Annotated in this window: 10 protein-coding genes, 1 other RNA gene and 1 pseudogene; 7 read left to right on the top strand and 5 right to left on the bottom strand. The window is 53.1% G+C overall.

Annotated elements, in window-relative coordinates:
* The first annotated feature begins 628 nt into the window (after window positions 1-628).
* The 6 genes and pseudogenes from JW953_20575 to glgP all read left to right on the top strand — a co-directional run bounded on the left by JW953_20575 (window position 629) and on the right by glgP (window position 5,798).
* Window positions 629-1,096, top strand: coding sequence for a hypothetical protein (locus tag JW953_20575; protein MBN1995101.1), 468 nt, complete (start codon window positions 629-631; stop codon window positions 1,094-1,096).
* A 33-nt stretch (window positions 1,097-1,129) separates the two neighbouring features.
* The gene (locus JW953_20580; protein ID MBN1995102.1) at window positions 1,130-1,798 is read left to right on the top strand and encodes a DUF4013 domain-containing protein; all 669 of its coding nucleotides are present in this window, start codon (window positions 1,130-1,132) and stop codon (window positions 1,796-1,798) included.
* Window positions 1,799-1,997: 199 nt separating this feature from the next.
* Window positions 1,998-2,564, top strand: coding sequence for a DUF4126 domain-containing protein (locus tag JW953_20585; GenBank protein MBN1995103.1), 567 nt, complete (start codon window positions 1,998-2,000; stop codon window positions 2,562-2,564).
* 91 nt (window positions 2,565-2,655) lie between these two features.
* A pseudogene (locus JW953_20590) lies at window positions 2,656-2,980 on the top strand (DUF4190 domain-containing protein).
* Entirely contained in the window at window positions 2,980-3,486 is a 507-nt protein-coding gene (locus tag JW953_20595) for a DinB family protein (protein MBN1995104.1), read from the top strand. Before JW953_20590 ends, JW953_20595 begins: the two are co-directional and overlap by 1 nt.
* 155 nt (window positions 3,487-3,641) lie before the next feature.
* Window positions 3,642-5,798: an alpha-glucan family phosphorylase gene (gene glgP / locus JW953_20600; GenBank protein ID MBN1995105.1), complete on the top strand. Its 2,157-nt coding sequence runs from the start codon at window positions 3,642-3,644 to the stop codon at window positions 5,796-5,798.
* Window positions 5,799-5,810: 12 nt separating this feature from the next.
* On the opposite strand, the gene JW953_20605 is transcribed toward glgP, so the two are convergent.
* Entirely contained in the window at window positions 5,811-6,260 is a 450-nt protein-coding gene (locus JW953_20605; protein MBN1995106.1) for a D-tyrosyl-tRNA(Tyr) deacylase, read from the bottom strand.
* Between the two features lie 270 nt (window positions 6,261-6,530).
* On the opposite strand from JW953_20605, the gene JW953_20610 reads away from it, so the two are divergent.
* Complete coding sequence (locus tag JW953_20610) at window positions 6,531-7,040, top strand: SRPBCC family protein (GenBank protein MBN1995107.1); 510 nt, start codon at window positions 6,531-6,533, stop codon at window positions 7,038-7,040.
* 72 nt (window positions 7,041-7,112) lie between these two features.
* Here JW953_20610 and JW953_20615 read toward each other — a convergent pair whose 3' ends face one another.
* From JW953_20615 to ffs, 4 genes are all read right to left on the bottom strand, one after another.
* Window positions 7,113-8,051, bottom strand: coding sequence for a 1-phosphofructokinase family hexose kinase (locus JW953_20615; protein ID MBN1995108.1), 939 nt, complete (start codon window positions 8,049-8,051; stop codon window positions 7,113-7,115).
* Window positions 8,052-8,075: 24 nt separating this feature from the next.
* Window positions 8,076-8,921, bottom strand: a complete 846-nt coding sequence (rsmA, locus tag JW953_20620) for a ribosomal RNA small subunit methyltransferase A (GenBank protein ID MBN1995109.1) — start codon at window positions 8,919-8,921, stop codon at window positions 8,076-8,078.
* A gap of 65 nt (window positions 8,922-8,986) precedes the next feature.
* Window positions 8,987-10,558 carry a DUF348 domain-containing protein gene (locus JW953_20625; protein MBN1995110.1) on the bottom strand — a complete coding sequence of 524 codons (1,572 nt, stop codon included), beginning with the start codon at window positions 10,556-10,558 and terminating at the stop codon, window positions 8,987-8,989.
* Between the two features lie 162 nt (window positions 10,559-10,720).
* Window positions 10,721-10,954: signal recognition particle sRNA large type (gene ffs / locus JW953_20630), an RNA gene on the bottom strand.
* Window positions 10,955-11,051 lie beyond the last annotated feature (97 nt).

Here is an 11,051-nt window from a genome sequence, read left to right on the forward strand (position 1 = left end):
ACATGGTACACGATTATTCCTGTTGATTGTTAAAGTTCGTTCTATATATGCTGATTTTTACCTTAAATTAGCTGCAAAAGTCGAGTTTCTACCCAAAATTTGGATCTACTGAGTATAGCACAGATGTTCATAACCGCAATTTACCTGACGATTTTATCTTCTCGGCCAGGTTTATCTTGCCCGATTCTACTCTCTGGCGCGCCAAACGGCAAACTGCCAAATTCGGCAATTTTAATAACACTATTGTCAGGTGGAGAGAGGTTTGGTATAATGGGGTGGGTTTGCAGCTTAAATGGGATTGGCGAGCAATTTTGGCAGAGGTACGGGAATTAATGAGTATTACTGATTTAGTTAAATCGGTTGAACTTATAACGGATAAGAAAATAAGAAAGCAGTTCTTGATTGGCCGGTTTGGGAGGAGATTGTCGCTGTCTTGGAAAGCCGATTTCAGCCCAAAACAGAATTAGGACGTCAACTCTGGGCAGCTCGACTTGAAATTTTAGCTTCAGGCCTACCCACTCTGAATCAGGCCGAACTTGAGCGTGAGCTTACCGGCTAAAATAGTGACCTTGCTTGTCACCCCCCACGGGGGGAATAAAAAATTTAACTTAGGAGGGCAATATTTATTATGGACATGCAAGCTGTTCTCAAAGCGGGAGGATTAGGCGCGGTTGTATTAATTGTTTTAAATCTGCTGGGCCTTATCCCTTGTGTTGGTTGTATTACCTTTATCTTATCTCTGGTGGTTTATGTTGGTATCGGCGTGCTGGCCGCTATGTGGATGATGCCGCCCCGGACGGCAGGCAGCGGGGCCACCAACGGCGCAATAGCCGCAGTAGCGGCCGCGTTGGTGGCGGGGGGCGTCAATACGGTGATTATGGCCATCTACGGCCTGATTACCGGCGGTTCGCAGTTATCGCAAATTCCTCCCGAACAAATGGAGGTGTTGGTTGAGGCCGGGATTGACCCGGCAATGTTGGCCGGTCCCCTTGGCGCGGCCGGCGCCGGGGTATGTTGTTGTACTATTTTTCTGTTCATTGGTGCCGTGTTGGGCGCAGCAGGCGGCGCTTTCTGGGGCAATAGCCATCCAAATTGATAAAAACTTTATTCACACACAAGGAGATTAGCAATGGACATTGGTTCCGCATTTACCTTTATGTTCGACGATGAAGAGTGGGTTAAAAAATTGGCCATTGGGGGGGGCATTGCGCTGGTCGGGGCTATTCTTTCGCCCATTCTCATAGGGCTTGTACTGTTCCTGCCGCTTGGCGGCTACATGCTGGAAACGTTGAAAAATGTTAGAGATGGGCAAACAAAACTGCCGGAATGGAGCGATTTTGGCAAATTGTTCATGAAGGGATTGATGGTTTTTTTGATCGGCCTGATCTACAATATTCCGGCCCTGCTGGTGGCTTGTTTGGGCGGCGGGGTTAATGCTGCGGTGGCGCAGCCGGACCTCGACGCCAATGTAGTGCAGGCGCTTGGCGTTGTCTCTGTGTGTTTAAGCTGTTTCCAGATCATTCTCAGTCTGTTGGCAACAGTGATTATGCCCGCCGCGCTGATACGCTACGCTCAATATGATACGTTTGGATCGGCTTTCCAGATTGGCGAAATTTTCAGTTTTATTATGGGCCATATTGGCAATTACATTGTTGCCATCCTCTTAACCTGGGTCGCTTCATTGCTAGCGGGGTTGGGCATTATATTATGCGTGGTTGGTGTTTTCTTCACCTTCTTCTGGTCAATCCTGGTCAGTGCCAACCTGTACGGGCAGATTGCTAAACAAGCCACAATTTAAGAGTAGCGCGGAACTCGCCCGGTGATTAGCTCTGTAGAACGGGTTATTCCCCGTTCTACAGACAATTTTTGCGGTACAATTTAATTGGAGATGGGATTTGTATTTACCAGGAGAACAACCAAGTAGCTATGCCGCGCCTCAAGTTTTTGCCACGCGATAGATAAGTTGTTTGGGAGAGGGAGCAGTCAGGAGGTTTATAATGATCGAAGCGTTTTCAAACATTGCCACCGCTTTTGGGCTGTCGGCCTCGGCGGGGTTGAACGCCTACCTGCCGCTGTTGGTGGTGGCCCTGATGGCCAAGTACACCACCTTGATCAGGCTCAATGAGCCATGGGACGTGCTGACCAGTTGGTGGGTCATTGGCGTGCTCATTGTGCTGCTGCTCATCGAGATGACCGTAGACAAGGTTCCGGCTGTGGATACGGCCAACGATATTATTCAAACCATTGGCCGCCCTGTGGCCGGCGCCGTTCTCTTTGCGGCCAGTTCCGGCGTTGTGGGCGATCTGCATCCCGTGCTGGCCATTATTGCCGGACTGATTGTGGCCGGTGGGGTGCACACGGTCAAAGCAGCGGCCCGCCCGGCGGTAACCACCACCACGGCCGGTACGGGCAATTGGCTGGTCAGTATCATTGAGGATATTTTATCCTTGATTGGGGCTATCTTATCCATCCTCATTCCTATCATCATTGCCTTAACCGTCGCCTTCCTTTTGTTGTTGTTCCTCTGGTGGCGGGGCCGGCGCCGGCGTAAGATTGCGGCTTAGGCGTTGTTAAAGACAATGCCCCCAGAATTTTTATTTTAGGAGTCATTTGATGCAACAACCACACTATCCGGCCAGTCCCCCGACTAACACGATGGCCATTGTTAGTCTGGTGTCGGCCATTCTGAGTTGGTCTGAGTTGGTTTTTCATCCCCATCGTGGGAGCGCTGGTAGCCGTCATTACCGGCCACATGGCTCGCCGGGAGATAAGAGAAAGTTACGGCGCGCAAACCGGTGATGGCCTGGCCGTGGCCGGGCTGATTATTGGGTATCTCAACCTGGTCCTGTACTGCGTTTCTATTTTGATCTTTGTGCTCATATTTGGCGGCATGATCGGCTTGAGCGGCTGCGCCATTTTGGCCGATTCCGCGGGTTTCATTCCCTCATCCGTGGTTATTCCGCCCATACCGGCGGGCTAATGCCCCGTTCACGGATCGCCGACATCAGAAAAAAATTGCAGCAAAGTCGCCAAGATATGCTGCAATTACTGGCCCCGCTCAACGAGCAGCCGGGCAATTATCGGATTCGGCCCGACGCATGGAGCATCAAAGATCACCTGGTGCACTTGGCGGCAGTGGAAGAGTCGGTGATCCATTTTGCCCACCGCATTTTGCACGAGGATTGCCCCATCTCCCCACTCTGTTATGACCTGGCCTTTGACCAAGATGCCTGGAATAATCGCCGCGAAGTAGCCAAACGGGCCGGCTGCACCTGGGCCGAGGCCCGCGCTTTGTTAGACGAAACGCGCCAGGAGTTGCTGGCTCTACTAGACCGTATTCCCGAAGAAGCGCTCGACCGGATCGGCTCTCATCCCATCTGGGGCACGCCCGTCACCCTGGCCAGCGTGCTGCGCGTGCCCTATCGCCACGAGCGAGGCCACCGCGACGAAATTGCGGCGCTGTGCGAACTGGCCCAGGCGCGGTGAATCGCTTTGCTTTACCCCTTTGGTAAATATACCCCAAAATATAGGATCACGCGACCATTACCCTACTATATCTAGTAGTATAGTGATTTTGAAAATTCACCCTTTTGGGCTACAATTAATTATCGTCAACATATTGCAGAAAAGGATACGCGCTTATGATCAGAACGGTTGGTTTTACGCCCATTCCAGAACGGATTATTCGCCTGACCGAAATAGCCTATAATCTATGGTGGACCTGGCATCCAGAAGCCCAAGAGCTTTTTAAACGCATTGACGCCCGGCTGTGGGAAGATGTTTATCACAATCCCATTCTGTTTCTGCGGGAAGTGCGGCAAGCGGAAGTGGATGAAGCGGCCAATAATCCAGAATTTATCCGGGCGTATCACGACATTTTGACCGCCTTTGATGAGTACCAGGTTTTTGATAAGACCTGGTTCAAAGATAAGTACAACGAAAAACTCCACCAGCCCATCGCCTATTTTTCAGCCGAGTTTGGCCTGCACGAATGTTTGCCCATCTACTCCGGCGGCCTGGGTATTTTGGCCGGCGACCACACCAAAGAAGCCAGCGATTTGGGCCTGCCCTTTATTGGCATGGGGTTTTTATACCCCCAGGGTTATTTCAAACAACTCATCACCCCCAACGGCGACCAGGAAGCCATTTATACCAAAGTGCGTTTTGCCGAAGCCCCGGCCCAGGCCGCTTTTGATGCCAACGGCAAAGAGATTGTGGTTTCGGTGGCTTTGCCGGCCCGCAATGGTTTGCCCGACCGGCGCGTTTATGCCAAAGTTTATCATATTCGGGTGGGCAATGTGCCCCTTTATCTCATGGATACCGACATCCACCCCAACGCCCCCGAAGACCGCGAACTTTCTGCCCGCCTTTATGGCGGCGATCAGGAAATGCGGATCGCTCAGGAAATGGTGCTGGGCATTGGCGGCGTCAGGACCTTACGCGCCCTGGGCGTTAAACCGGCGGTTTACCACATGAACGAAGGACATTCCGCCTTTCTGGTATTGGAGCGAGCCAGGGAGATGGTTGAGAACGGCCTGAGTTTTGCCGAAGCCCGCGAAATTATTCATCAAACCACCGTTTTTACCACCCATACGCCGGTCCCGGCCGGGCACGATGCTTTTCCTTTTCACATGATAGACCGGTATTTCCCCCTCTGGCACAATTTTCTCAAAATTAATCGCGACGAATTTATGAACCTGGCCCGACAAGATCAGAGTTGGGGGCCAACGTTTAGTATGACGGTTCTGGCTCTGAATATGGCCGGGCGATACAACGGCGTGAGCAGACTGCATGGCGAAGTGTCGCGCAAAATGTGGAGTTGGCTCTGGCCCAAAAAAGACGTGAAGGAAGTACCCATCATCCCCATCACCAATGGTATTCACACTGAAACCTGGCTGGCCCCGGAGTTGAAAGCGCTTTTTGACAAATACCTGGCAGAAAATTGGACGTTACGTATTGATGACCAGGCCATGTGGGATGGCATCACCCGGATCCCCGATGAAGAATTGTGGGCCGTCATGAACCAACTACGCCTTAAGCTGATTGATTTTGTGCGGCTGCGCACCCGGCAGCGGTTGCAGCGCCTGGGGCGTCACCCCGATGAAATTCAGGCCACGGACCGTTTATTGAACCCCAAGTCGCTCACTATTGGCTTTGCCCGCCGCTTTGCCACCTACAAACGGGCCACCCTGCTTTTTCACGACGTTGAACGTTTGAAGCGCATTGTTTATGGAGATGATGTCCAACCCGTGCAATTCATTTTTGCCGGCAAAGCCCACCCCCGCGATGAACCGGGTAAAGATTTCATCCGTGAAGTTTACCATCGTTCCCACGAGGCAGGGCTGGCCGGACATCTCATCTTTGTAGAGGATTATGATATGAATGTGGCCCGGCACATGGTGGCCGGCGCGGATGTGTGGCTCAATACGCCCCGCCGCCCCATGGAGGCCAGCGGCACCAGCGGCCAAAAAGCGGGACTAAATGGTTGTCCCAATCTCTCTATTTTGGATGGCTGGTGGGCCGAAGGCTTCAATGGCAAAAATGGTTGGGCCATTGGCGACCCCCACGCCGAATACGAGAACGAACAAGCCCAAAATCACGCCGACGCTACCGCCCTATACGAGCTGCTGGAAAATGAAGTGGTGCCCTGCTTTTACTACCAACGCGACGCCAGAGGAATACCCCCTCAATGGATCCAAATGGTCAAAGAAACCATCCGTACGGTTGCGCCTCAATTCAGCATGTCGCGCATGGTTAAGGAGTACACCGATAAGTTGTATATGCCCTGTATGGAATGAACGTGAAGCCTTCTATAGCTCATCTGTATCCAAAATAATGGTTACCGGCCCATCGTTTTCTATATTGACCCGCATGTGAGCGCCAAACATGCCGGTTGCCACTTTTTTAACCGCCAGCTCTTTTAAATAATCAACAAACAGGGCCAGCAAAGGTTCCGCAATTTCAGGGGGAGCCGCCCGGGTAAAACTGGGCCGCCGCCCCTTTTTTGCATCGGCAAACAGGGTAAATTGCGACACTACCAGCATCTCGGCCCCGGTGTCCAGGGCAGATAAATTCATTTTGCCCTGGCTGTCCTCAAAGACGCGCAAGTGCGCTGTTTTTTCGGCCAATTTTTTGGCTTCATCCGGCCCATCTGTATGCGTTACCCCCAACAAAATAACATACCCTGGCCCTATTTCTCCCAACACTTTATCCGCCACAGTTACCCGGCCACGTTGAACCCGTTGTAAGATAGCGCGCATAAGTTTTAGCCTTTCCTGGGATAATTTGTCTCAAATGCTGCGTAAAGTTAAACACAGCTCTGCAAAACTCCTGGTATTATAGTCAGGTTGACCATTAATCGTAAACACGTTATCATAATCAAGTATGCAAATGACGAAGGACGAACGACAAAAGACCAAATTGATCATTCGTTGGTGGTTGGTTATTGGTCGTTGGTCATTGGTCAGAAAGGCCAAAATGTGATCTGGCCTGAACAATAATCAAATTTTCATATAAAACGAGGTGCAAGCATGGGACACGTTAATTATACCGAAGAGATCAACGCCGCGCCGGAACAAGTATGGGCCGTGCTGGCAGACGTCACCCGCCTGCCAAATTGGACCTATACCGAGGGCCGCTTCCCCTATCCGGTGGAAGGCAAATACGGCAGCGACCAAAAAGAAGGACCGGATACCATCTGGATTGGCGTATCCAACGATGGCCAAACGGCCACGCAAAAAGTAACGGTGTGGGAGCCAAACCAAAAATTGGTCTATGAACTGCAAGAGATGGAAAATGCCCCCCTCCAGATGACTCAAACCAATACCTTTGCTCTGGAAGCAATGGACGGTAAAACCAAAGTAACCTGGTCGCTAGATTGGGAATTAACCGGAGGCTTCTCGCTGAGCAAGCTTCTGATCCGTTTCACCGGCAACGGCGCGTTTGAAGAGATGATTGCCGGCTCATTGGAAAATCTGAAGCAGTTGGTGGAAAAAGAAACAGCCCCGCCCAACCCGCCGGAAACCGAGCCGGGCGGATAATCGCAATAGTGCGTGTTGCGTATGGCGTGATTATTCAAAATACGGGATACGCAACACGCCATAATGCCAATCTCAAACATTTAGTTTTTTAAGGTTGACTCGTTCCAAGAGAGAAGTAACCTCGCGCGGCTCGAATCCGCCCGGCAGATCATTGAGCGCATTGGCCGCCCCGCAGGCCACGCCCATGGCCAGGGCGGTGCCAATACTTTTTTCCTGCAAGCAAGCCACCGCCAAACCCGCCAGCAGCGAGTCGCCGCTGCCTACGGTGCTGACAATCTCAACCGGCGGCGCGCTGGCCTGCCAGCATCCCTCCGGGGCAATGGCCAAGGCCCCTTCCCGCCCCAGCGTAACCACTATCAAGGCTGCGCCACGCGCTAACAGCGTTTGCCCGGCTTTAACTAACTGCCCTACATTTTCCAGGGGTAGTTGCAAGCCGGCAGCCAACTCTCGCCGATTGACTTTGATGCATAATCCACCCGGCTGTCCCAGGGCGGCATGCAGCGCGGCCCCACTGGTATCCAGATAAACCATTCGGTCAGAAGCAGCCAGGGAGCGAGCCAATACCCCCAGTGTTTCCGGCTCAACCCCCAGAGGCAGACTACCGGCAATGGCTACGGCCCGCGCCTCTCCGGCCACCCCTTTGATATGATCCATAAACCCCTGCCAATCTTGTTTTGAAACAACCGGCCCCGGTTCATTGATCACCGTTGCATCGCCGGTATCGTGAGTCACCAGCAGGCAGGTACGTGTTTCGCCCATCGCTAACCAGTACCAATTAGCAGCCAGACCTTCTGCGTTAAAAAAATCGGCAATCACCTGCCCTGCATGCCCACCTAGCGGCGCGGTAGCCAGGGCCTTTGCCCCAAGCAGGTGGGCGGCCCGGACAACGTTCAAACCTTTGCCACCGGCCACTCGGGCCACCCGCGTGGCGCGATGGACCGCCCCCACAACCATCTCCGGCACGTGCAGGGTATGGTCAATGGTGGGATTCGGGGCAACTCCAAGTAACATCTCGGCTTGATATTCTCCTCTCGTTTAACGCAATGTTTCGGCCAGCCGTTCCCATTCGGTCAAACTTAAGGTTTCGGCCCGCCGAGCAGTATCAACCCCGGCCTTTTCCATGGCCCGAATAATTTCCAGCATAGGCCGGGATAAACCGGCGACCAAGGCGTTTTTTAACTGTTTCCGCTTTTGACCAAAACCGGCCCTGGCCACGCGAAAAAAATGTGGCGCATCAGCCGCCGGTAGCAGGGGTTGGGGAAATGAGTCAATACGGACTACGGCCGAGTCAACTTTGGGCGGCGGGTAGAAGGCCCCGGCCGGAATGTGATGCGTTATCTTTGGCTGGCCGTAAAATTGCACACTGAGCGCCAACAAGCTCATATTTCCCGGTTTGGCCACTATCCGCCGGGCCACTTCCTTTTGCACGGTTACTACTATGCGCTGGGGGCGCGGCGTTGTTTCCAGCAGATGCCGCATCACGGCCGAAGTAATGTAATAGGGCAGATTGGCCACTACTTTAAAAGAGGAGAAAGTAGGGGAAAAATTGGTTATTAAAGCTTTAAGGTTAGTTTGGAGAATATCGGCCTGGATGACGGTCAGGTTGGGTAAATAACCAAGTTCATTTTGCAGTAAGTTGACCATATTAGGGTCAAGTTCAATTGCAATAACCCGGCCGGCGGCTTCAGCCAACAGTCTGGTCAGCGTGCCGGGGCCAGGGCCAATTTCCAGCACCACGTCTTCCGGGTCCAACTCAGCCGTGGCTACAATTTGGGCCAGATGAAAAGGGTCGGCCAGAAAATTTTGGCCCAACCCCTTTCGAGGCCGTAAATTATATTTTTTGAGTAACGTTGAGAGGGGCTGTGTTTCAGCAAATTTCAAAATGCGCTCCCAAACTGCCAGGCCAAGACTAAAAAACTAGAGTTGTATTTTCTCGCCGCGCTCCCTTATTGTTGCTGCGGCCACTGCGGCAAAACATACCGGATTTTGTCGGGCGGCGGCACCGGCGTCAGCACGTATACCTCGCGCCACTCATATAGATCGGGCAGGGATTGGTCTTCATCATAACCCAGGTCAATATGTTTGCCCAAAACCTTGCCCCCGGTATCGCCGGCCAGGGCCGGGCCATAGCCGGGCACGTATAAATCGGCCATCAGGGGGATCACTTTGGGATCAACCGCTACAATACCATATCCGGCCGGCAGACCACTGCGGGTAATACCGTAGCGAGGATGATCGCGATCTTTGCCCGAGGTAGCGGCGCTGTAAGCCGTGGCCAGCATAGAAATTTTACGCCAATATTCAAGGGGACCATCCGGGGTATCCAGGGTACGAATGACAATATTGGTGCCATAAGCAATCACCCGCTCCTGGGGTTCCTGATCAAGCCACTCATCTTCCAGCACCCGCCATACTTCTTGCCCATTTTCGTAACGAATCCGGGACCGTTTTTTGATGGAACCATTTGTACCCGTTTGCTGCACTTCTTGCCGGTCAAGTTCCATTTGCGGGTCAGGAATCCACTTGGCTTCAAAAGGAATGAGTTCTTGCTCAATTTCAATGGCCTCGCGCACCCGCACTACTTCAATAAATTCGTTGGCAGCCAGGCTATAATCTGCCGGAGGGCGGCTAAAATCCTGGCCCATCAAGACAATCTGCTCTTGCGCTAACACTTGGCCCACGGTTTGGCGGCGAGTGCGGGTTTTGACCGTCCAGCCGTCAACGGTAATGACCACGGGGATGGAACGTTGGATATAAACTTCCATTCCCGGCAACAGGCGCGTCCCCAAACCCGGCGTTACCTTGTCGCCCAAAAAGAGGGTAATGTTTTGTTCTAACAAGGCCTCGCCCACGTTGGGTTGGGTAGTGTAAAAGGTGCTGCGAACCCTTCCATCATTCAGAGTCACCGGCACAGCGCGATGTACAATCAACTGCACCGCTTCCGGGCGCGTGGCTGCCGGGGCCTCTTGCGGCGTATCGGCAGCAAACAGAAACAATGCTGCTTTCTGCCTGTTTGGCGGCGGAACAGGCGGGGGCAGGAGAATCTGAGGGGACGATGTCTTCACCCCATCCATTAGAACATCATCATGCGGATTGAGCGCGAGGCCGGCTTCGGCCAGAACCCCGGCCACGGTTTGCTGGTGAGTGAACAGGCGGGTAGAATGGCCATCAGCCTCAACCGTTACCGGGCGGGCTAATTGAATGGTAATGGTATCGCCGGGCGAGAGCCGGGCACCGGGCGCCGGGTGGACCCTATCTTCAGCTTCCAGACTGAGACCAACCTCCTGCAACACCCCGGCCACGGTCAAACGATGGACCCGGACGGGGTATGACCGATCATTGATGATTAATGTGACCGGCTGGCCGGTGAACACATAACCGGCCCAAAGCAGCAAGATGATCCCAAGCACTCCCCCGCCGCGCCATAGGGGCCGTCCGAGCCGTCCGCGGCGCAACAGGTGCGGCAGCCCTGACCTGGCTGGGGTATCCACTTCTGGCTTATCACTAACGACAGTCATGATGATAACGGCGATTCCAAAATGGGCTTAATATAGTAAAAGAGCGGGCCATAAATAGGTCCGCCCTGGGCATTCAGAATATCTGGAACAGAGGGAGGTTAGTTTTTAACTTCACCTGGCGAACTAACCTCCCCTACTCCCTTTAACTCCCCCTTCCTTCGAAGGCTCACTTAAAAAAATCCACACTCAGGGCGACGGCAACCGAGTAGCTCCGGCCAGGCACCCCTACGACACCCAAGAGAGACCTCTTAAGGCTGCTTCCTTCCGGACCTGACCTGGTTCGGGGGCTCTTGCCGCGCAGGACCCAACCATCAACGCCACCCGGTTGCCCTCACCCCGAGCAAAGAATTTATTTTGGGGTCTGGAGGGATGAAGGATAGACATCCCTTTGGCCCTGTTCTGGTATAGAGCGGAGAGGGCGGGATTCGAACCCGCGAGGCTGTTACACCTACACGATTTCCAATCGTGCGCACTAGACCGGACTATGCGACCT

The organism is Anaerolineae bacterium, from assembly GCA_016931895.1.
Classification (GTDB): Bacteria; Chloroflexota; Anaerolineae; order 4572-78; family J111; genus JAFGNV01.

Coding starts and splice junctions, on each gene's coding strand:
- JW953_20575 (MBN1995101.1), top strand. CDS start 629: ATGGACATGCAAGCTGTTCTCAAAGCGGGAGGATTAGGCGCGGTTGTA.
- JW953_20580 (MBN1995102.1), top strand. CDS start 1,130: ATGGACATTGGTTCCGCATTTACCTTTATGTTCGACGATGAAGAGTGG.
- JW953_20585 (MBN1995103.1), top strand. CDS start 1,998: ATGATCGAAGCGTTTTCAAACATTGCCACCGCTTTTGGGCTGTCGGCC.
- JW953_20595 (MBN1995104.1), top strand. CDS start 2,980: ATGCCCCGTTCACGGATCGCCGACATCAGAAAAAAATTGCAGCAAAGT.
- glgP (MBN1995105.1), top strand. CDS start 3,642: ATGATCAGAACGGTTGGTTTTACGCCCATTCCAGAACGGATTATTCGC.
- JW953_20605 (MBN1995106.1), bottom strand. CDS start 6,260: ATGCGCGCTATCTTACAACGGGTTCAACGTGGCCGGGTAACTGTGGCG.
- JW953_20610 (MBN1995107.1), top strand. CDS start 6,531: ATGGGACACGTTAATTATACCGAAGAGATCAACGCCGCGCCGGAACAA.
- JW953_20615 (MBN1995108.1), bottom strand. CDS start 8,051: ATGTTACTTGGAGTTGCCCCGAATCCCACCATTGACCATACCCTGCAC.
- JW953_20625 (MBN1995110.1), bottom strand. CDS start 10,558: ATGACTGTCGTTAGTGATAAGCCAGAAGTGGATACCCCAGCCAGGTCA.